The sequence below is a fragment of the Cellulomonas palmilytica genome (genome assembly GCF_021590045.1).
GTDB classification, from domain to species: domain Bacteria; phylum Actinomycetota; class Actinomycetes; order Actinomycetales; family Cellulomonadaceae; genus Cellulomonas; species Cellulomonas palmilytica.
On sequence record NZ_CP062221.1, the window covers coordinates 3,209,694 to 3,230,171 of the forward strand.

The window sequence follows — 20,478 nt, forward strand, 5'->3', positions numbered from 1 at the left end:
GAGACGCCGCCCGCGGGGTCCCCCGCGGGCGGCGTCTCGTCGTGCGTCTCGGGCCGGACGGCCCGCGGCGTCAGCGCTTGCGCTGCTGCTTGGCCGCGCGGCGCCGCGCCTCGCGGTTGCCCGCGTCCGAGGCCGGGGCGGCCGGCTCGTCGTCGGGCGCAGCGGCCTGCGCGACACCGCTCGCGTCGCCGTCCACCGACGGTGCCGAGTACTGCAGCGGCACGCGCCGCTCCGGGCCGTCGATGCCCTTCGCGACCAGGCGCGGCCCGCCACCCGCGGCGGCCGCCGCGGAGTCGGCGGTCACCACGGGGCCGTCCTGCGTGGCGGTCTCCTCGTCGGTCTGCACCTGGACCTGGAGGTTGTACAGGTACGCGACCGTCTCCTCCTTGATGGCGTCGGTCATCGCGTTGAAGAGCTGGAAGCCCTCGCGCTGGTACTCGACCAGCGGGTCACGCTGGGCCATCGCCCGCAGACCGATGCCCTCCTTGAGGTAGTCCATCTCGTAGAGGTGCTCGCGCCACTTGCGGTCGAGCACGGACAGGGTCACGCGACGCTCGAGCTGGCGCATGTTGTCCGAGCCGATCTGCTCCTCACGGTCGGCGTACGCCACCTCGGCATCCGAGAGCAGCTCGCGCGTGATGAGCTCGGCCGTGAGGCGTGTCGACCCACCGACCTCCTCGATGACGTCCTCGGGCGTGATCGACACCGGGAACACGGCACGCAGCGCGGTCCACAGCGCGTCGAGGTCCCAGTCCTCCGGGCGGCCCTCGGCCGTCGCGCCTTCGACGTACGCGGAGATGACGTCGGACCGGAAGTGGCCGATCTGCTCGTGCAGGTCCTCGCCCTCGAGCACACGCCGGCGCTGGTCGTAGATGACCTCGCGCTGACGGGACATGACGTCGTCGTACTTCAGGACGTTCTTGCGGATCTCGAAGTTGCGCGACTCGACCTGCGACTGCGCGGACTGGATGCCGCGCGTGACGATCTTCGACTCGAGCGGCAGGTCCTCCGGGAAGCCCGCGCGCGTCATCATCGACTCGGCGAGACCCGAGTTGAACAGGCGCATGAGGTCGTCCTGCAGCGACAGGTAGAACCGGGACTCGCCCGGGTCGCCCTGACGGCCGGAGCGGCCGCGGAGCTGGTTGTCGATGCGGCGCGACTCGTGGCGCTCGGTACCGAGCACGTACAGGCCACCGAGCTCGACGACCTCGTCGTGCTCCGCGGCGACGGCCTGGCGTGCCTTCTCGAGCGCACCGGGCCACGCGGCCTCGTACTCCTCCGCGTTCTCGGCGGGGTCGAGCCCACGCGCGGCGAGGTCCGCGACGGCCATGAACTCGGCGTTGCCGCCGAGCATGATGTCGGTACCGCGGCCGGCCATGTTCGTCGCGACCGTGACGGCGCCCTTGCGGCCCGCCTGCGCGACGATCGCGGCCTCACGCGCGTGCTGCTTCGCGTTGAGCACCTCGTGCGGGACGCCGAGCTTGCGCAGCTTGGTCGACAGCAGCTCGGACTTCTCGACGCTCGTCGTGCCGACGAGGACGGGCTGACCCTTGGCGTGCCGCTCGACGATGTCCTGCACGACCGCGTCGAACTTGCCGGTCTCGCTCTTGTAGACGAGGTCACGCTGGTCGATGCGCTGCATCTCGCGGTTCGTCGGGATCGGCACGACGCCGAGCTTGTAGGTGCCCTGGAACTCGGCGGCCTCGGTCTCGGCCGTACCGGTCATGCCGGAGAGCTTGGAGTACAGGCGGAAGTAGTTCTGCAGCGTGATCGTGGCGAGCGTCTGGTTCTCGGCCTTGATGGCCACGCCCTCCTTCGCCTCGATCGCCTGGTGCATGCCCTCGTTGTAGCGACGGCCCGGCAGGATGCGGCCCGTGTGCTCGTCGACGATGAGGACCTCACCGTTCATCACGACGTAGTCCTTGTCGCGCTTGAACAGCTCCTTGGCCTTGATCGCGTTGTTGAGGAACCCGATGAGCGGGGTGTTGAGCGACTCGTACAGGTTGTCGATGCCGAGGTAGTCCTCGACGCGCTCGATGCCGGGCTCCAGGACGCCGACCGTGCGCTTCTTCTCGTCGACCTCGTAGTCGCGCTCGGGCTGCAGCCGGCGCACGACCTTCGCGAACTCGGCGTACCAGCGGTTCGCGTCGCCCGACGCCGGGCCGGAGATGATGAGCGGCGTCCGCGCCTCGTCGATGAGGATCGAGTCGACCTCGTCGACGATCGCGAAGTTGTGGCCGCGCTGCACGAGCTCCTCGGTGCTCCACGCCATGTTGTCGCGCAGGTAGTCGAAGCCGAACTCGTTGTTCGTGCCGTACGTGATGTCGGCGGCGTACTGCTCACGGCGCTCGGCCGGCGTCATCGACCCCAGGATGCAGCCGGTCGTCAGCCCGAGGAACCGGAACACGCGGCCCATGAGCTCGCTCTGGTAGCTCGCGAGGTAGTCGTTGACCGTGACGACGTGCACGCCCTTGCCGGTGAGCGCGTTCAGGTACGCGGGGGCGGTCGCGACGAGAGTCTTGCCCTCACCGGTCTTCATCTCGGCGATGTTGCCGAGGTGCAGGGCCGCACCGCCCATCAGCTGGACGTCGAAGTGACGCTGCCCGAGCGTGCGGCGTGCGGCCTCGCGCACCGCCGCGAACGCCTCGGCGAGGATCTCGTCGAGGGTCTCGCCGTCCGCGAGGCGCTGCTTGAAGCGGTCGGTCTCCTCCCGCAGCTCCGCGTCGCTCAGCGACTCGAACGCGTCTTCCAGGGCGTTGACCTGCTGGGCGATGCCCGACAGCTTCTTGAGGACCCGACCCTCACCGAGCCGGAGGACCTTCTCGAGAATCGCTGACACGCATGACTCCTGGTGTAGACGCCCCGTGCGTGGTCGGCGCGGGGTGGCGCGGGAGCTCGGCGGCGTCGCCGAGCCCGACCATGGTAGGCGAGGAGGCGCTCCGTGGGCGCAGGACGACCACAGCAGTCACCAGCAGAACTGCGCCGACGACACCCCAGAGGCCGAGCCGCTCGCCCCGGACGAGGACCGCGAGCACCGCGGCGGTGACCGGCTCGAGCAGCGACAGGAGCGTCGCGGTCGTCGCCGGCACGGTGCGCAGGCCCGTGAAGTACGCGCTGTAGGCCGCGGCGGTGGGCACGACCGCGAGGAACGCCAGCCACGCCCACCCGGCGGCGTCGTCCGGCACGCGCAGACCGACCGCGGCCGCGTAGGGCACGAGCAGGACTCCGCCGAGCGTGAACGCGAGCGCGGTGACGGCGAGCCCGTCGAGCCCGGGGACCTCGCGCGTGTTCACCGCGGTGAGCGACGCGAACGCCGCAGCGGCGACGAGCGCGAGCGCCACTCCCCCCGCGTCGACCGCGTGCCCCGCGTCCCGGCCCAGCACGAGGGCCGTGAGGCCCGCGAGCGCGAGGGCCAGCGCGAGCGTCGTGGTGCGCCCGGGCCACGCGCGCGAGCGCAGCGCGGTGGCGGCCGCGACGAGCAGCGGCGCCGCACCGAGCGTCACGAGCGTCGCCACCGCGACGCCGGCACGTGCGACCGCCTCGAAGTACGCGGCCTCGAACACCGCGATGAGGACCGCGGTCGCCACGACGCGCTCTGCCGCGGCCCGCGTGCGCGGCACGACCCGCAGACGCCCCGTGACCGCGAGCGCGACGAGCAGCAGTCCGCCACCACCGAGCAGGCGGAAGGCCGCGACCGCGGCGCTCGTCAGACCGGCGGCGTCACCCAGCTCGGCCCCGGCGAGCCCCCCGGTCCCCCACAGCACGCCCGCGAGCGCGACGAGCCCGAAGTCCCCGCGACGACCCACGCGTCCTCCCTCCGCCCGCAGGCGCGGCCGAGGCGCTCGTGCACCGCCCTGACCTGCGGCACGGTCGTCTCAGCGACCGTGCGCCAGCCTACGGGCCAGCGGGGCGACGAGGTCACCGCCGACCCCCTGCGTCCCGACGACGACGTCGGGCACACCGGTCCACCGGGCGACGAGGGCGAGCTCGTCCGCGAGCGCGGCCACGACCTCGTCGTCCCCGGGCACGCTCGTGCCCCGCGTCGGGACGCGGTCCCGTGCACCCGGAGCCCGGTGCGCGGCCTGCACGAGGAGCCGGCCCGTCGCACGGTCGGCCTTGAGGTCGACGAGCGCCTCGATCGACTCGTCCATGAGGAACGGCAGCACGTAGTAGCCCCACTGCCGCTGCGGCGCGGGCACGTAGATCTCGATCCTGTACCGCAGGCCGAACAGCTCCTCGAGCCGTCGACGCTCGAACACGAGCGGGTCGAACGGGCTGAGCAGCGCACGCGCCGTGCCGCGTCGCGGCAGCACCGCCTCCACGTGGCGGTACGCCTCGCGCCAGCCGTCGACCTGCACGGGCACGAGCACGCCCGCGTCGACGAGCTCCGCGACGGCCCGGCGCGTGGGCGCGGTCTTCAGCCGGAAGTAGTCCGCGAAGCAGCCGAGGGTGCCGACGCCGTGCGCGCGCGCCGCGATCTCGACGAGCGAGCGCACCGCCTCGTCGTCGTCCGGCGGCGGTGCGTCCGCGACCTCGCGCGGCAGGACTCGACCGGGCAGGTCGTACAGCCGCTCGAACGCCGCGTTGCGCCCGCTGACGGCGACGCCGCCGGAGATGAACAGGTACTCCAGGACGCTCTTGGCGACGGTCCAGTTCCAGCCCCACTCGCCCGAGGGCCGCGGGAAGCGCTCCGCGAACAGCGCGTGCACCTGCTGGGAGGTGACCGGCCCGCGCTCGGTGACGACGGTGAGCACCTCGTCGAGCACCGGCGAGTCCCGCATCGGGACGCCCTCGACGAGCTGCCCGCCGTACCGCGCCCGGTCCGCACGGCGCCGCCACTCGAGCAGGCGGTAGGTCTCCGGCGGCACGTAGGACGCGACGTGCGCCCACGACTCGACGAGCCGACGCGGCGCGCGGCCGGCCGCGCGGTCGAGCATCGTGGTGTCGTACGGTCCGAGCCGCGAGAACAGCGGCACCTGGTGTGCGCGCGCGAGCACGTTGACCGAGTCGATCTGGAGCAGGCCGATGCGGTCGATCACCTGCTGGACCTGGCGCATCGTGACGGCCCGCCCCGTGCGCGGGCGCTGCAGGCCCTGGGCGGCGAGCGCGATGCGCCGCGCCTGCGCGAGCGTGTAGCGCTCGGCGCCGGCGGGCGCGGCCGTCGCCGCGGAGCCGACGGCCCGCACGGTCGTCCTGAGGTTCTCGGTGCGCGTGACCACACGGCCATGCTGCCGTCGACCACCGACATGCCACACCGCGCGAGACCCTGGCGCTCACCCGGCCCGGCGCCGGACCGGACGCGACAGCGCCCGGCCGGGGTCGAGCCGCCGGCCGGGCGCGTCGGTCAGTGGGAGCTCAGCCGGTCAGCCGACCGCCTGCGCACGCTCGGTGCCCGCGACGGGCGAGTCGAGCTTGATCACGCCGTAGCTCCAGCCGCGTCGCCGGTACGCGACCGCGGGCTGCGCGGTCTCGGCGTCGACGAACAGGAAGAAGTCGTGGCCGACGAGCTCCATCTCGTAGAGCGCGTCGTCGATCGTCATGGGCTGCGCCTGGTGCGTCTTCTCCCGGATGACCACGGGCGAGTCACCGAGCGTGACCTCGACCGTGCCGTCGGCCGCGACCTGCGGGGCGGCCTCGGCGGGCTCCTCCTGCGGCGGCCGCACGTCGACGGGGGTCAGCGGAGTGTGGTTGCGGTGGTCCTTGCGCCGGTCGCGCGTGCGGCGCAGCCGCTCGAGGAGCTTGTTGAGCGCGAGGTCGAGCGCGGCGTACCGGTCGTCGGCACACGCCTCGGCGCGGATCACGGGCCCCTTGTCGATGACGGTGAGCTCGACGCGTTCCGAGCTGTCCGCCTGACGCGGGTTGACCTCGTGCGAGACGAGGACGTCGATCCGCTGGGCGCGGGGGGCCAGCTGCTCGATCTTCGCGAGCTTGTCCGTCAGGTGTGCCCGGAACTTCGGGGACACCTCGGTACGCCGGCCTGCAACCACGATCTCCATGTGAGCCTCCTGGGAGGTGAGGGGCGGCGGGACCGCCGCCCGGTGTCTGCGGTCGTGGCCCTCGAGAGGGCCGCTGTCGGCATCACCTCCTCACGCGCCCGAGGCCCGGAACGGACCCGTCCGTGCGGCGCCGTCGGCTCGGACTGCCACGCTAACGCCGCGCGGGGCACGTGACCACTGTGCGCGCCCGGATCCTCGCCGCGTCGGGCGGAAGGTCCCGGATTCACCCGGTCGGCCCACGCGGCCCGGCGGGGGCCGGGAGCCGGTTCGGGTCCCCGCTCGCCGGGCCGGGCGTGGACGCGAGCGTCACCGCGGCGCACGGGAGCGCACCGGCGGCGACGAGCGCGCGCTGCGCGGCCGCGAGCGTCGCGCCGCTCGTGAGCACGTCGTCCACGAGCACGACGACGCGACCCCGGACGCCGGCCCGGTGACGCGCCGCGACCCGGACGTCGAGCCGTGCGCGGTCCCGCACGCCACGACCGACCTGGTCGGCCCCGGGCGGGCGGCGCAGCACGCGCGCCACGCGTGCCGGCCGACCGGCGGCGCCCAGCCCCTCGGCCGCACCGCGCGCGAGCTCGTCCACGTGCGCGAACCCGCGGCGCCGACGCGCGACGGACGTCGAGGGTGCGGGGACGACGAGCACGACGGGCGAGCCGTGCCCGACGGGCTCGACGGGCATCCCGGGCGCCGCTCGGCCACCGCCCGGCCGGACCGCCGCGCACGCCTCGTCGAGGAGCTCGCCGCAGGCCAGCCCGAGCCGGCGCGCGTGCCCGACGAGCGGGCGGGTGAGGTCGCGGCGCCCGCGGTCCTTCCAGGCGATCACGGCCGCGCGGACGGGTCCGGCGCAGTCCGCGAGCGTGAGGACGGGCAGCGCCGGCGCGCCGACGGGGTCCAGCCGGCCCGCACGGTGCTCGCACCGCCAGGGCTCGTCGTCGAACGCGGACCGGCACGGCGGGCACCACGCGACGTCCGCGGCGTCGCACCCCGCGCACCGCACGGGCAGGACCAGGTGCGCGACCTCGGCCCACCACGCGCGGACCGCCGCCCGGACCGTCCGCACCCACGCCGTCGCGCGCTCGTCGTCCCGCATGCGGTCGAGGGTGCCCGGGGGCGTCGTGCCGTCCTGCGCCTCCGGGGACCGCCTGTGGACGGGCACGTGCGCGCACCGGGCTGGGGTCGGGTCGCGGCGCACGACCGGATCGCTTCAGTTCTCCGACATGCCGCGTGCCCTTTTCACACGCTTCCTCCCGTTCTGTACTGTGTGCGCCGTCCGAGGTCGCGCACGTGCCCGCGGATGACCGGCCGGACGACGACGTCTGCGGTGCCCAGCAGCCCTGACCACGCGACGACGAACGAGCCGGAGGGTCGACCATGCCGCCGAGAGCGAAGAGCATCCTGATCTGGATCGTCGTGGTCTTCCTCATCTACGCCGTCGTGCGCAACCCCGACAAGGCCGCCTCCGTCGTGCGGTCGATCTGGGACTTCGTCTACGGCGCGTTCGCGGGGTTCGCGCAGTTCTTCAGCAACCTGGCGGCCTGACGGGCTCGTCGGCGACCACGCGGCCGGCGCGGCAGCGCGCGCTCGTCGGCCGGCAGAAGGACGGGAGGTGACGGCGTGGACGACCGCGCGACACGCATCGTCATGTCCCACCGGCTGCTGCGCCGCTACATCCTGCCCGGCGAGCGCGTGGTGCTCGCGGCGCGACGGCACTGGGCGCAGCTCGTCGAGCCCGCGCTCACCGCGACGGGCGTGTTCGTCCTGTGCGCGTGGCTCACGCTCGTGCTGCAGCCGACGCTCGGCGACAGCGCGCTGTGGGTGTGGTGGCTGTGGATCGGGGCCCTCGCGCGGTTCGGCTGGCTGATGCTCGTGTGGCGCGTCGAGTGGTTCGTCGCGACCGACAAGCGGATGCTCCTGCTCACCGGCCTGGTCACCCACCAGATCGGGATGATGCCGCTCATGAAGGTCACGGACATGCGGTACTCGCGGTCCGTGCTGGGGCAGCTGCTCGGGTACGGCCAGTTCCTGCTCGAGTCCGCCGGGCAGGACCAGGCGCTGCGCCAGATCAACTGGGTCGCCCGGCCCGACGCGACGTACCGCGACCTGTGCGCACTGATCTTCACCCCGGCGGAGCCGCCACCCTCCGACGGCGAGGACGACGCGGGTCCCCTCCCGCCCTCCGTGCTGCCCGCACGCCTCACGAGCCACGGTCGCCACGCGGCGGGGGTGCCGGAGCGCGACGACCAGCCCGACGACGGGCTCGACGAGTACGCCGACGACGGCTATGCGGACGACGACCTCGACGGCGCGCGCGAGCACGAGTACGAGTACGAGCCGCACGACACGCAGCCGCTGCGGGTCCGCCCGCGCGCGGTGCGTCCGGCCGGCGAGGAGGTGGTCGAGCGCTCGTGGGACGTCTCCGAGCCGACCGCGCGGTTCGTCGACCTGACGGGCCGCGGTCGGCGCCACGAGGACGACGTGCCCGACGCCCCGCCGTGGCCACCACGCCCGGGACGCGACGACGGGCGAGCCCGCTAGCGGACCCGGCGCACGGGGCGCCGTCCCGGGCCGCCCGTCAGCCGGGGTACGCCGGGTCGCGCACGCCCTCGACGTGCGTCACCGCCGCCCACGTGGAGCCGACGAGCCGGTGCAGCGACCCGTCGGTCGTCGCGACGTACACCACGCGCCCGCCCGCGAGCCCCGCGAGGTCCGGGACCTCGGCCTCGGTCGTCGTGCGTCCCGCGACGGGCACGCGGTGCACGAGCACCGACGAGTCGCTCGACCCGACGACGCCCAGCACGGACTCGTCGAGCCACACCACGTCGGTCGCGTCCGCGAGCACGGCGCCCGCGCGCACGGGCTCGCCGATGCTCTGCGGCGTGCCCTGCGCGTCGCGCACGACCGCGGCGACGTTGACGGACACGCCGTCCGAGCCGCGCGACACGACGGCGAGCCGGGTCGCGTCGCGCGCCATGCGCAGCGCCACGACCGTGCGGCCGTCGAGCCACTCCGCCGGGACGTGCACGGGCTCGAGCCCCTGCTTGACGGCGATGACGCCCTCACCGGGCCGTGCGGTCCACACCCAGCCGAGCCGGTCGACCGACGGCGCGACGAGCCGCGGTCCGGGCACGAGGACCTGAGACGGGGTGTCCTCGAGCGGCACCGTCAGGAGGGCTCCGGTGGAGTCGAGCACGACGCGCACCGTGCCCTCCTCGTCCCGTGCGGGTGAGCTGGCTCCCGCGGGCAGCGGCGCGACGCCCGCGACCTCGCCGAGGCCGTCCTCGCCGAGCGTGACGAGCCGGTCCTCCTGGATCATCTCCACCGGCCCGTCGGGCAGGCCGCCGCGCTGCACCGAGCGCGAGTCGACGATCGGCACGGACCCGGCGGTGACCTTGACCTCGCGCACGCCGGGCACCTGCCGCAGCGTCGCGTCGAGCTGGGCGTACAGGCTCGCGGTGTCGCCCTTGAGGACGGTCGTGCCCATGTCGAGCGGGACGGTCGCCACGCCCGAGTCGTCGACGACGACCGTGCCGGCCTGCAGCTGCACGCCCTCGGGGACGGCGGTGGTCACGGCGTCGCGCAGCCACGGCGACGGCCCGGCGAGCAGCGCGCGGGCGACCCACGTCTGCAGGTTGTGCGACTGCGACGGGAACCAGCGCGTCTCGGGCACCAGGAACGTGCCGTCGGCCGACAGGAAGTACAGGGACGTCGCGCGGAACTGCTTGTCGAACACCGCCTGCGACAGCACCAGACCGTCGGGGGCGTCCGCGATGCGCCACTCGCCCGCGCTGTTGCGCACGAGCTCGTAGCTGAGCGCGCGCTGCGCGTCCCGGGGCGCCTCGGTGAACCGGCCGTCCTCGTCGACGCGCGCGGTGAGCGGGATGGTCGCGATCACGGTCCCCGCCTGCGTGGACGCGGGGATCACGGGGTCGTCGTACACGAGCACCTCGGCGAGCGGCTCCCACGTCTGCAGCGCCGCACCCGTGAGGTACTCGCGCGCCGTGGAGAACTCGCCGACGAAGCCCGCGGCGCCCGCGAGCTGGAAGCCCTCGACGATCTGCTGCGGGGTCGCGCCCGCGCGCGGGCCCTCGGCGAGCACGTCGACGTCGCGGCTCTCCGAGACCGTGCCGTCGCCCTCGCGCACCGCCCCCGACGTGGGGATCGCGGCGCACGCGCCGAGCGCGGCGACCACGACGAGCGCGCCGAGCAGGCGCGTCGCTCGTCGGGCCGGGCGCAGGTTCGCTGACCGACGGGGCGTGCTCATCGCACCTCCTGGCGCTCGCGCGGGTCCGTCGACGGCTCGTCGCCCAGGTCCGGCAGCGCGGCCGGGTCGGTGCGCGGGCGGCTCACGGTCCGCGTGACGGGGTCGGGCGGCACGGTGTCCTCCGGGACCAGCGGGAGCGGCGAGTCGGTCAGCCGGATGCCCGCGCGGCGCGGCAGCGTGAGCCGGAAGCTCGCGCCGCGGCCCGGGCGGCCCCACGCCTCGAGCCAGCCGCCGTGCAGGTGCGCGTCCTCGAGCGAGATCGCCAGCCCCAGGCCGGTGCCGCCCGTGGTGCGGGCGCGGGCCGGGTCGGCGCGCCAGAAGCGGTCGAACACGTGCTGCGCCTCGTCGGCCGTCATGCCGACGCCGTGGTCGCGCACCGTGACCGCCACGGCGTTGCGGTCCGCGGCCACGACGACCTCGACCGTGCTGCCCTCGGCGTGCTCGACGGCGTTGACGAGCAGGTTGCGCAGCACGCGCTCGACGCGGCGCGGGTCGATGTCCGCGACGCACTCGGACGCCGACAGGTCGACGTGCAGCCACGACCCGCGGCGGCCCGCGAGCGGGAACGTGTGCTCGACGGCCGCGAGCACGACGTCGCGCACGTCGCGCGAGTCCGCGTCGAGCACCGCCGCGCCCGCGTCGAACCGGCTGATCTCCAGCAGGTCCGCGAGCAGGTCCTCGAACCGGTCGAGCTGGGTCTGCAGCAGCTCCGCGGAACGCTTGACCGCGGGGTCGAAGTCGTCGCGCGACGCGTGGATGACCTCGCCGGCCATGCGGATGGTCGTGAGCGGGGTGCGCAGCTCGTGCGACACGTCCGACACGAACCGGCGCTGCACCGCGGAGAGCTCCTCCATGCGGCGGATCTGGTCCTGCAGGCTCGCGGCCATCTCGTTGAACGAGCTCGCGAGCGTCGCCATCTCGTCCTCGCCTCGGACGGGCATGCGCTCGGCGAGGTGCCCGTCGGCGAGGCGCTCGGCCACCTCGGCCGCGCGGCGCACGGGTCGCACCGCCTGCCGGGTCACGAGCCACGTCATGCCGCCCAGCAGGACGACGAGCGCGGCGGCCGCGGCCGCGAGCGTCCGCAGCAGGAAGTCCAGCCGTTCCTGCTCGGCCTGCAGGCTGTACAGGAAGAACAGGCCGTACTCGCCGGCCTGCGGCACCGTGACCGCCTGCCCGACGACGACCGCGGGCTCGACGTGGCCGCCGACCTCCCACGCGACGGACTGCCAGTGCTGGCCGCCGTCGGACGTCGCACGCTGCAGCGGCTCGCTCACGAGGCCCGCGAGCGCGAGCTTCGAGCCCGCGACGCCGACGGACAGCGCGGACTCCTCGCCGGGCGCGCGCAGCAGGAAGACCTCGCGCTCGCCCGTGCCGCCCGACGCCTGCGCGGCCGCGACGTCCCGCAGCAGTCGCTGCACGTCGACCGCGGTCTGCGCGTTCGACGAGTCGAACGTCGTCTGCGCCTGCGCGGTGCTGCGCGCGCTCTCGGTCAGCAGCTGCTCGACACGGCCCGTGTACAGCCCGTCCATCATCCGCTCGCCGACGTACAGGCCGATCGCGCCGAGCGCGACGAGCCCGAGCGCGAGCGTCGTGGTGATGACGCGGACCTGCAGCGACGAGCGCCACGCGTGCCCCCAGCGCCGCAGCCGCCGGCCGGCGCGCGCCCGCAGCAGCCGCCCGGTCCCCCTCAGCCGCGGCATCGCGCGCGCTCCCCGGCGGTCCTCGACGTCACGTGGGCGTCACACCGGCCTTGTAGCCGACCCCGCGCACGGTCACGACGATCTCCGGCTGCTCGGGGTCGTTCTCGATCTTGCTGCGCAGACGCTGCACGTGGACGTTGACGAGACGCGTGTCCGCGGCGTGCCGGTAGCCCCACACCTTCTCGAGCAGCACCTCGCGCGTGAACACCTGCCACGGCTTGCGCGCGAGCGCCACGAGCAGGTCGAACTCGAGCGGCGTGAGCGACACGGGACGTCCCGCCCGCTCCACGCGGTGGCCGGGCACGTCGATCGTGACGTCGCCGATCGTGAGGTGCTCGGGCGCGGGCTCGTCGGAGCGGCGCAGCCGGGCGCGCACGCGTGCGACGAGCTCCTTCGGCTTGAACGGCTTGGAGATGTAGTCGTCGGCGCCCGACTCGAGGCCCAGGACGACGTCGACCGTGTCGCTCTTGGCGGTGAGCATGACGATCGGCACGCCCGACTCGGCGCGGATCTGACGGCAGACCTCGTTGCCGTCCTTGCCGGGCAGCATGAGGTCGAGCAGGACGAGGTCCGGCTGCGTCTGCCGGAACACGCCCAACGCCTCGTCGCCGTCCTCGCAGAACACCGGGTCGAAGCCCTCCGACCGCAGCACGATGCCGATCATCTCGGCCAGGGCGGTGTCGTCGTCGACCACCAGCACGCGTCCCTTCATGGCGGCATTCTCGCACCGAGACCTGTCAGGACCGGGTGAGGCGGCGCCGCCGACCGGGTGAGTCTGCCTGGCGGAGGGGCTGACGTGGCACGATGAGGGCGCGCTCGGCCCGACCGTGCGCACCCACCGACCGGGCGACGGACCCGGCCACGACGCGAGGGAGCGACGCTCGATGACGGGCCCCCAGGACGCCGACCAGACGCCCACGTGGGCCGCGCCCGGGTCGACGCCGTCGACCTCCCCGACGCCCCCGGCTCCCGGCGCTCCCGGCGCGCCGCCTGCCGCTCCAGGCGCGGCGCCGCAGCCCGGGGCGTGGGGGCCGGCGCCCGGCACCCCGCCGCCGGCGCCCTACCCGCCCGCGGACCAGGCGGCGCCGGGGTACGGGCCGGGGTACGGACCCGCACCCGCGTACGGCACGCCGACGCCGCCGGGCCACGGACCCGCACCCGCGGGCTACGGGCCGACGCCGCCCGGCTACGGGCCGACCGCCCCCGGGTACGGGCCCGCGGGGTGGCAGCCGCCGGCCGCGCGCCCGGGGATCATCCCGCTGCGCCCGCTCAACCTCGGCGAGATCCTCGACGGGGCGTTCCGCGCGGTGCGCGCGAACCCGGCGGTGATGTTCGGGTTGTCGTTCGCGGTCGTCGCGGTCGCGGTGCTGCTGCAGGGCATCCTCACCTGGTACGTCGGCGGTCTCCTCGCGCAGGAGTGGTCGACGGCGCTCGACGACCCGAACCTCGCCGACACCGGCCTCGCGGACGAGGGCGCGAGCACGCTCGGGGCGACCAGCGCGCTTCTCCTCACGCAGCCGATCACGGCGCTCGCGACCACCATCCTGACCGGCCTCCTCATCGTGAGCGTCAGCCGGTCCGTGATCGCGCGCAAGGCCACGATGTCCGAGATCCTGCGCTCCGGGCGCGTGTGGCACGTCGTCGGGTTCTCGCTGCTGCAGGGCACCGCCGTCACGGTCGTCGGCGCGGTCGGCATCGGTCTCGGCGTCCTCCTCGCCACGCAGACGTCGTGGGGCTGGGTGCTCCTGTACGGCCTGGTGGCGGGCCTCGCGTTCGTCGTCGCGGTCATCTGGTTCGCGGTGCGCACCCTGCTGGTGCCCGCCGCGCTCATGCTCGAGCAGCGCCGGTTCTGGCCCACGGTGGCGCGCGCGTGGCGCCTGACGCGCGGCAGCTTCTGGCGCCTGTTCGGCATCCAGCTGCTCGCGGGGCTCATCGCCTGGGTCGTCTCGCAGATCATCCAGGTGCCCGTCGTGCTGGTGCTGACGTTCGTCCTCGGCACGAGCGACTCGCTGAGCGGCGGTGCGATCGCCGTGACATCGATCGGCAACGTGCTCGCCCTGACGCTGACGACCGTGTTCACCGCGACCGTCGTCGCGCTGCTGTACATCGACACGCGCATGCGCCGCGAGGGCCTCGACATCGAGCTCGCGCGCGCCGCGGAGCAGACCGCGTGACGCCAGGCGCGCTGCTGGTCCGCGTCGTCGCCGCCATGGAGCCTCCCGTGACGCCCGACGCGGACACCGCGCGCCGCTGGATGCACGAGGAGCTCGCGAGCCCGGAGTACCAGGACCGTCGCTCGATCCTCGAGCGCCTGCTCGAGTGGCTGCAGCAGCAGTTCGCCGACCTGCAGGGGGTCTCGGTCGACGGGCCCGTGCTCGCGGCCGTCCTCGTGGGCGCGGTGGCGGTCGCGCTGCTCGTCGCGTGGTGGGTCGCCGGACCCGTGCGCAGCGGCCGGGCGTCGGCCGCGCGCTCCGTGCTGGACCACGACGACGCGCGGACCGCGGCGCAGCTGCGCGCCGCCGCCGACGCGGCAGCGCGGTCCGGCGACTGGACCACCGCGGTGCTCGAGCGGTTCCGCGCCGTCGTGCGCGACCTCGAGGAGCGCGCGGTCCTCGACGAGCGTCCCGGGCGCACGGCGCACGAGGCGACGCTCGACGCGGGTGCCCGCCTGCCCGACGTCGCCGCGGACCTCGTCGCGGGGGGCGCGCTGTTCGACGACGTCGCGTACGGCGGCCGGCCGGCGACGCAGCCCGACGACGAGCGGTTGCGCGCGCTCGTCGCCGCCGTGTCCGCCGCCCGCCCGACCGCACCCGTCGGCCGGACCCCCGACGCCGTGGCGGTGCCGCGGTGAGCGCCACCGACGTGCACGCGGGCGCCCACCCGGCCGGGGTCGTGGGCGACGGGACGACGACGCGCTCGCGGGCCACGAGCCGCTGGCGGCGGCTGCGCGTGCCGCTCGCGCTCGTCGCGACGCTCGTGGCGATCGGCCTGCTCGCCGCGCTGCCCGAGCCGCGCACGTCGACCACGCCGCTGGCCCCCGACAACCCCGGACCGGCCGGGGCCCGCGCGGTCGCGCAGGTCCTCGGGCGGCACGGGGTCGACGTGCGGTACACGCGCCGGTTCGCCGACGTCGTCGCGGCCGACGCGTCCGGCGTCACGGTCGCGGTGCTCGGCGAGGCGTCCCTGACCGACGCGCAGGTCTCCGCGCTGCGCGACCTCGAGTCGGACCTCGTGCTCGTCGCCGCGCCGTGGGCCGCGGAGCAGGTCGCCGGGATCCGCGGCGGGGCGGGCACCTCGGACGACGACCGGCGACCCGCCCGGTGCGACGACCCGGACGCGCTCGCCGCGGGCGCCGTCCAGACGGCCGGGTCCCTGGTCGCCGGGCCCGGCCAGGTCGCCTGCTTCCCCGTCTGGGGCGCGCCCGACTCCTCGGGCGGCGCGTACGTCGTCGCGCAGGTCGACGGCCGCCGCGTGGCGGCGCTCGGCAGCGGCGACCTGCTGATGAACGACCGCGTCGACCGCGCCGGCAACGCCGCGCTCGCGCTGCGCGTGCTCGGCCGCGGCGAGCAGCTCGTCTGGTACATCCCCTCGTGGGACGACCCGTGGGACGGCACCGCGCCCGACGACGAGGGGCTCGCGAGCACCATGCCGCCCTGGACGGAGCCCCTGCTGTGGATGCTCGCGCTCGTCGTCGTGGTCGCGGGCGTCTGGCGCGGCCGACGCTTCGGGCGGCTCGTCGTCGAGCCGCTGCCCGTCGTCGTCCGCGCGGGCGAGACGACGCGCGGACGCGGACGGCTCTACCGTCGGGGACGCGCGCACGGGCACGCGGCCGCCGCGCTGCGCGCCGCGACGGCGAGCCGGTGCGCGGCACGGCTCGGCCTGCCACGGTCGGCCGCCGCGCCCGACGTGATCGACGCCGTCGCGCGCGCCACCGGCCGCGACGCGGCCGTCGTCGAGGACCTGCTGTACGGCCCGCCGCCGACCACCGACTCCGCGCTGGCCCGGCTGGCCGGCCGGCTCGACCACCTGGAGAGCGAGGTTCACCGATCGTGACCGAGGACGCCACCGTGCCCCCGACCAGCGGACAGCCCGCCGCGGCGCCGACCCCGCCGCCTCCCGCACCCGCGGCGCCACCGGCACCCGCCGCACCTCCTGCGGCGGCACCCGCACCGGCACCCGCACCGGCACCGGCACCGGCACCCGCACCCGCACCCGCACCCGCACCCGCACCCGCAGGGTTCACGCCCAGCGCCGAGCTGCGCCAGGCGCTCGCCGACGTGCGCGCCGAGGTCGCGAAGGCCGTCGTGGCCCAGGACGCCGCCGTGTCCGGCCTCGTGATCGCGCTGCTGTGCCGCGGGCACGTGCTGCTCGAGGGTGTACCCGGCGTCGCCAAGACGCTCCTGGTGCGCACGCTGGCGGCGAGCCTCGAGCTCGACACCAAGCGCGTGCAGTTCACCCCGGACCTCATGCCGGGCGACGTCACGGGGTCGCTCGTGTACGACGCGCGCACCGCGCAGTTCTCGTTCCGCGCGGGCCCGGTCTTCACGAACCTGCTGCTCGCCGACGAGATCAACCGCACGCCTCCCAAGACGCAGTCCTCGCTGCTCGAGGCGATGGAGGAGCGGCAGGTCTCGGTCGACGGCGAGCCGCGCCGCCTGCCCGACCCGTTCCTCGTGATCGCGACGCAGAACCCCGTCGAGTACGAGGGCACGTACCCGCTGCCGGAGGCGCAGCTCGACCGGTTCCTGCTCAAGCTCACGCTGCCGCTGCCGGAGCGCGAGGACGAGGTCGAGGTGCTCGCGCGGCACGCCGCGGGCTTCGACCCGCGCGACCTCGCGGCCGCGGGCGTGCGGCCCGTCGCCGACCGCGCGGTGCTCGAGCGCGCCCGGGCCGAGGTGCAGCGCGTGCAGGTCGCGCGCGAGGTCCTCGCGTACGCGGTCGACGTCTGCCGCGGGACCCGCCGGTCCCCGTCGCTCTCGCTCGGCGTCTCGCCGCGTGGCGCCACCGCGCTGCTCGCGACCGCCCGCGCGTGGGCGTGGCTCTCGGGCCGCGCGTACGTGACGCCCGACGACGTCAAGGCGCTCGCGCACCCGACGCTGCGGCACCGCGTGCAGCTGCGTGCCGAGGCCGAGCTCGAGGGCGTGACGGCGGAGAGCGTGCTCGACACGGTCCTCGCCTCGGTCCCCGTCCCCCGCTGACGGTCCGCCGTGGCGTTGACCTGGCGGGCCGTGCTGCTCGCCGCGCTCGGGATCCCCGTGGTCCTGCTCCTCCCGGCGACCGGGACGGTGCTCGTGTGGGGCGCGTTCGTCGTGCTCGCGTGCGCCGTGGACGCGCTGCTCGCGGCCTCCCCGCGCGAGGTCGCGGTGCGCCGTGAGGTGCCCGCGTCGGTGCGGCTCGGCGAGCCCGTCCGGTCGACCGTCACGCTCACGCACGTGGGTCGGCGGCGACGCCTGCGGGCGCACGTGCGCGACGCCTGGCCGCCGTCGGCCGGTGCGTCGCCGGGCGGCGACCCCGGCACGGGTGGGCGCGACGCTCAGGCGCACCCCGACCGCCACGCCGTCGACCTCGCACCGGGCGACGCGAGGCGCGTACGCACGGTGCTCGTGCCGACGCGACGCGGCGACCTGCACGGCGACCGCGTGACGATCCGCGCGTGGGGCCCGCTGGGCCTCGCCGGGCGGCAGGCGTCGGTGGACGTGCCGACGCGGCTGCGGGTGCTCCCCGCGTTCCGGTCCCGCCGCCACCTGGCGTCGCGGCTCGCCCGGCTGCGCGAGCTCGACGGGCGTGCCGCGGTGCAGATCCGCGGCGCGGGCACGGAGTTCGACTCGCTGCGCGAGTACGTGATCGGCGACGACGTGCGATCGATCGACTGGCGCGCGTCCGCGCGACGCGCCGACGTCGTGGTCCGCACGTGGCGTCCCGAGCGGGACCGGCGCGTGATGATCGTGCTCGACACGGGCCGCACGTCGGCCGTGCGCGTGCAGGACGAGCCACGGCTGGACGCGGGCGTCGAGGCCGCGCTGCTGCTGTCGGCGCTCGCGCAGCACGCGGGCGACCGGGTCGAGCTGCTCGCCTACGACCGGCGCGTGCGGGCCCGCGTCGCCGGGACGTCCGGGCCACGGCTGATGCCCGCGCTGGCCGACCAGCTCGCGGGAGTGACGCCCACGCTCGTCGAGACGGACTGGCCCGGGGTCGTGGCACAGGTGCGCGCCCGCATGTCGCAGCGCGCGCTCGTCGTGCTGCTGACGACGCTCGAGCCCGTGGTCGTGGAGCACGGCCTGCTGGACGTGGTCGCCGGGCTCACCGACCGGCACCAGGTGGTCGTGGCGTCCGTCGCCGACCCGGAGGTCGCGGAGCTCGCACGAGGGCGGGAGGACGCGACCGCGGTGTTCGACGCGGCCGCGGCCGAGCGGGCGGGGCTCGAGCGCGCCGCCGTCGCGGTGCGGCTGCGCCAGCGCGGCGCCGAGGTGGTGGAGGGGCTGCCCGACGACCTCGCGCCGCGGCTCGCGGACACGTACCTGGCGCTCAAGGCGGCCGGCCGGCTCTGACCCCCGGAGGGTTCACCGGGGCCTGCCGAGGGGCGACGACCCGTCAGCCCGCGGTCGCGAGCGCGTACCCCGCGCGGTCGTCGGTGAGGTCGCCCGTCTCCCCCGCCCGCACGGCCCGCCCGCCGAGCACGATCGTGTACGTCCAGAACGCCGCGAGCGCGAGCGCGCCGATAGCGATCTTCACCCACCACCACAGTCCCGAGCCGGTGACGAAGCCCTCGACGAGCCCCGACACCCCCAGCACGCCGACCAGGCCGACCGCCGCGGTGAACAGCGCGCGGGCCTCCTGCGACAGCGCACGCCCGCGGGTGCGGGGCCCCGGTGCGACCCACGCCCAGAACACCTTGAGCCCGGCCGCACCGGCCACGAACACGGCCGTGAGCTCGAGCAGCCCGTGGGGTGCGATGAGGGTGAGGAACACGTCCAGCGCACCGTGCGCGGACATCATGCCGCCGATGTTGCCGATCGACACCGCGTTGGACCACAGGAAGTACACCGGACCGATGCCCGTGACGCCCGTGCCCACGCAGATCGCCGCGAGCAGCGCGTTGTGGGTCCACACGGTCGCCGCGAAGCCCACGCCCGGGTCGTAGTAGGACGCGAACGCGCTGTCGACGTACTCCTGCCGGTCCGCGGGCGAGCCCATCGCCGCGAGCGCGTCCGGGTTCGTCGCGACCCACACGCCCGCGACCACCGCGACGGCGACGAACGCGACCATCACGGCGACCGTCCACCACCGCAGGCGGTAGAACGCGGCGGGCACGGTCACGACCGCGAAGCGCACGACCTCGCGCCACGACGGCTCGTGCGTGCCCGCGACCGCCGCGCGCGCCCGGGCGACGAGCTGCGACAGCTGCGCGACCGCCTCCGGGTCGGGCGCGGCCGAGCGGATGGTCGACAGGTCGGTCGCGGCGGCCTGGTACAGCCGCACGAGCTCGTCGGACTCGGCGCCCGTGCGTCGGCGCGTGCGCGTGAGCTGATCCAGCCGCTGCCAGGACGCGGCGTGCACCGCCTGGTAGGCGTCGAGGTCCATGCGGGACAGCCTGCCATCCCGTCCGACCCGCTAGGGTGCGGACGCGACGAGCGACGCGCCACGCGGCGGGTGCCCGTCGCCGGACCGGGCGCAGGAGGTGGGCGTGGACACGATCGTCATCGGCGAGGCCGTCGAGCTCGACGCACGCCCCGCGTCCGCCCTCTCGCGGATGCTCGGTGCGCTCATCGACCTCGCGGTGCTGGCCGTGGTCGTCATCGCCGCGATGCTCCTGCTCGCGAACGTCGTCCGCGTCACCGCTTCCGAGGCCGTCGCGAGCGTCGGCGGGACCGTGATGATCGCGTTCCTGCTGATCGGGTTGCCCACCCTCGTCGACACGCTCACGCGCGGCCGCTCGCTCGGCAAGCTGGCCGTCGGGATCCGCGTCGTGCGCGACGACGGCGGCCCGATCGTGTTCCGGCAGGGGCTGGTGCGCGCGCTCGTCGGCGTGGTCGAGCTGTGGCTCACGTTCGGGTCGGTCGCGCTGATCACGTCGATGGTCCACCCGCGCGGCAAGCGCGTCGGCGACGTGCTCGCGGGCACGTACGCGGTGCGCGTGCGCGGCGGGTCGCGGACGCGCGCGCCGCTCGTCATGCCGCCGCACCTGGCGGCGTGGGCGCGCAGCGCGGACGTCGCGCGTCTGCCCGACGGGCTCGCGCTCTCGACGCGCCAGTTCCTGGGGCGCGCGCCGCGCCTGCACGTGGGCTCGCGCGTCGAGCTCGGGACCCGCCTCACGCAGGAGGTGCAGCGCTACGTGCACCCCCTGCCGCCCGCGGGCACGCACCCCGAGGCGTTCCTCGCGGCCGTCCTGGCGGAGCGGCGGGACCGCGAGCTGCTCGCGGAGCACCGCGCGGCCGAGCGCCGCGACCAGGAGGCCGCCCTCCTGCACCGCCTGCCGCACGGCGTGCCGGACCCGCAGTCCTGACACCCCCGCCGTCGGGGC

General features: G+C 75.3%; 17 protein-coding genes. 8 read left to right on the forward strand and 9 right to left on the reverse strand.

All coding sequences use genetic code 11. The annotated features are described in order from the left end of the window. Positions 1–70: 70 nt before the first annotated feature. The 5 genes from secA to F1D97_RS14565 all read right to left on the reverse strand — a co-directional run bounded on the left by secA (position 71) and on the right by F1D97_RS14565 (position 7,086). Positions 71–2,839: a preprotein translocase subunit SecA gene (secA, locus tag F1D97_RS14545; RefSeq protein WP_236121220.1), complete on the reverse strand. Its 2,769-nt coding sequence runs from the start codon at positions 2,837–2,839 to the stop codon at positions 71–73. Then, on the reverse strand, positions 2,802–3,806 hold the full coding sequence (locus F1D97_RS14550; protein WP_236121221.1) for a DMT family transporter: 1,005 nt from the start codon (positions 3,804–3,806) through the stop codon (positions 2,802–2,804). Before F1D97_RS14550 ends, secA begins: the two co-directional genes overlap by 38 nt. A 69-nt stretch (positions 3,807–3,875) precedes the next feature. Then, positions 3,876–5,219 carry a winged helix-turn-helix domain-containing protein gene (locus tag F1D97_RS14555; protein ID WP_317618888.1) on the reverse strand — a complete coding sequence of 448 codons (1,344 nt, stop codon included), beginning with the start codon at positions 5,217–5,219 and terminating at the stop codon, positions 3,876–3,878. Positions 5,220–5,363: 144 nt separating this feature from the next. After that, positions 5,364–5,996 carry a ribosome hibernation-promoting factor, HPF/YfiA family gene (hpf, locus tag F1D97_RS14560; protein WP_236121222.1) on the reverse strand — a complete coding sequence of 211 codons (633 nt, stop codon included), beginning with the start codon at positions 5,994–5,996 and terminating at the stop codon, positions 5,364–5,366. 223 nt (positions 5,997–6,219) lie between these two features. Next, positions 6,220–7,086 (reverse strand): ComF family protein, encoded by an 867-nt coding sequence (locus F1D97_RS14565; RefSeq protein ID WP_236121223.1) that lies wholly within the window; start codon positions 7,084–7,086, stop codon positions 6,220–6,222. Positions 7,087–7,367: 281 nt separating this feature from the next. Between F1D97_RS14565 and F1D97_RS14570 the strand changes: the two genes are divergently transcribed. Both F1D97_RS14570 and F1D97_RS14575 read left to right on the forward strand, forming a co-directional pair. Then, positions 7,368–7,535: a hypothetical protein gene (locus F1D97_RS14570; RefSeq protein ID WP_236121224.1), complete on the forward strand. Its 168-nt coding sequence runs from the start codon at positions 7,368–7,370 to the stop codon at positions 7,533–7,535. 75 nt (positions 7,536–7,610) lie between these two features. Continuing rightward, the gene (locus tag F1D97_RS14575) at positions 7,611–8,531 is read left to right on the forward strand and encodes a PH domain-containing protein (RefSeq protein WP_236121225.1); all 921 of its coding nucleotides are present in this window, start codon (positions 7,611–7,613) and stop codon (positions 8,529–8,531) included. A 37-nt stretch (positions 8,532–8,568) separates the two neighbouring features. Here F1D97_RS14575 and F1D97_RS14580 read toward each other — a convergent pair whose 3' ends face one another. The 3 genes from F1D97_RS14580 to mtrA are packed head-to-tail and all read right to left on the reverse strand — an operon-like array spanning position 8,569 to position 12,669. Then, on the reverse strand, positions 8,569–10,257 hold the full coding sequence (locus F1D97_RS14580; RefSeq protein ID WP_236121226.1) for an LpqB family beta-propeller domain-containing protein: 1,689 nt from the start codon (positions 10,255–10,257) through the stop codon (positions 8,569–8,571). Beyond that, positions 10,254–11,957 carry an MtrAB system histidine kinase MtrB gene (mtrB, locus tag F1D97_RS14585; protein WP_236121227.1) on the reverse strand — a complete coding sequence of 568 codons (1,704 nt, stop codon included), beginning with the start codon at positions 11,955–11,957 and terminating at the stop codon, positions 10,254–10,256. Before mtrB ends, F1D97_RS14580 begins: the two co-directional genes overlap by 4 nt. Before the next feature lie 28 nt (positions 11,958–11,985). Then, positions 11,986–12,669 carry an MtrAB system response regulator MtrA gene (gene mtrA / locus F1D97_RS14590; protein ID WP_236121228.1) on the reverse strand — a complete coding sequence of 228 codons (684 nt, stop codon included), beginning with the start codon at positions 12,667–12,669 and terminating at the stop codon, positions 11,986–11,988. A 172-nt stretch (positions 12,670–12,841) separates the two neighbouring features. On the opposite strand from mtrA, the gene F1D97_RS14595 reads away from it, so the two are divergent. Genes F1D97_RS14595 through F1D97_RS14615 form a run of 5 tightly spaced genes read left to right on the forward strand, consistent with a single transcriptional unit; the run spans position 12,842 to position 18,505 of the window. Next, positions 12,842–14,131 (forward strand): hypothetical protein, encoded by a 1,290-nt coding sequence (locus tag F1D97_RS14595; RefSeq protein WP_236121229.1) that lies wholly within the window; start codon positions 12,842–12,844, stop codon positions 14,129–14,131. Beyond that, positions 14,128–14,808: a DUF4129 domain-containing protein gene (locus F1D97_RS14600; RefSeq protein ID WP_236121230.1), complete on the forward strand. Its 681-nt coding sequence runs from the start codon at positions 14,128–14,130 to the stop codon at positions 14,806–14,808. The genes F1D97_RS14595 and F1D97_RS14600 overlap by 4 nt, the downstream gene beginning before the upstream one ends. Then, positions 14,805–16,010, forward strand: a complete 1,206-nt coding sequence (locus tag F1D97_RS14605; protein WP_236121231.1) for a DUF4350 domain-containing protein — start codon at positions 14,805–14,807, stop codon at positions 16,008–16,010. Before F1D97_RS14600 ends, F1D97_RS14605 begins: the two co-directional genes overlap by 4 nt. Continuing rightward, positions 16,007–17,155, forward strand: coding sequence for an AAA family ATPase (locus F1D97_RS14610; protein WP_255701576.1), 1,149 nt, complete (start codon positions 16,007–16,009; stop codon positions 17,153–17,155). The genes F1D97_RS14605 and F1D97_RS14610 overlap by 4 nt, the downstream gene beginning before the upstream one ends. A gap of 9 nt (positions 17,156–17,164) precedes the next feature. Further along, the gene (locus F1D97_RS14615; RefSeq protein ID WP_236121232.1) at positions 17,165–18,505 is read left to right on the forward strand and encodes a DUF58 domain-containing protein; all 1,341 of its coding nucleotides are present in this window, start codon (positions 17,165–17,167) and stop codon (positions 18,503–18,505) included. Positions 18,506–18,548: 43 nt separating this feature from the next. Here the strand turns inward: F1D97_RS14615 and F1D97_RS14620 are convergent, their stop codons facing one another. Beyond that, the gene (locus tag F1D97_RS14620) at positions 18,549–19,538 is read right to left on the reverse strand and encodes a stage II sporulation protein M (RefSeq protein WP_236121233.1); all 990 of its coding nucleotides are present in this window, start codon (positions 19,536–19,538) and stop codon (positions 18,549–18,551) included. A 103-nt stretch (positions 19,539–19,641) separates the two neighbouring features. On the opposite strand from F1D97_RS14620, the gene F1D97_RS14625 reads away from it, so the two are divergent. Next, positions 19,642–20,460 carry an RDD family protein gene (locus tag F1D97_RS14625; RefSeq protein WP_236121234.1) on the forward strand — a complete coding sequence of 273 codons (819 nt, stop codon included), beginning with the start codon at positions 19,642–19,644 and terminating at the stop codon, positions 20,458–20,460. Positions 20,461–20,478 lie beyond the last annotated feature (18 nt).

Excerpts from the sequence above, each read along its gene's own strand:
- F1D97_RS14570 (WP_236121224.1), top strand. The coding sequence starts at position 7,368 with ATGCCGCCGAGAGCGAAGAGCATCCTGATCTGGATCGTCGTGGTCTTC.
- mtrA (WP_236121228.1), bottom strand. The coding sequence starts at position 12,669 with ATGAAGGGACGCGTGCTGGTGGTCGACGACGACACCGCCCTGGCCGAG.
- F1D97_RS14595 (WP_236121229.1), top strand. The coding sequence starts at position 12,842 with ATGACGGGCCCCCAGGACGCCGACCAGACGCCCACGTGGGCCGCGCCC.
- F1D97_RS14580 (WP_236121226.1), bottom strand. The coding sequence starts at position 10,257 with ATGAGCACGCCCCGTCGGTCAGCGAACCTGCGCCCGGCCCGACGAGCG.
- F1D97_RS14620 (WP_236121233.1), bottom strand. The coding sequence starts at position 19,538 with ATGGACCTCGACGCCTACCAGGCGGTGCACGCCGCGTCCTGGCAGCGG.
- mtrB (WP_236121227.1), bottom strand. The coding sequence starts at position 11,957 with ATGCCGCGGCTGAGGGGGACCGGGCGGCTGCTGCGGGCGCGCGCCGGC.
- F1D97_RS14565 (WP_236121223.1), bottom strand. The coding sequence starts at position 7,086 with ATGCGGGACGACGAGCGCGCGACGGCGTGGGTGCGGACGGTCCGGGCG.
- hpf (WP_236121222.1), bottom strand. The coding sequence starts at position 5,996 with ATGGAGATCGTGGTTGCAGGCCGGCGTACCGAGGTGTCCCCGAAGTTC.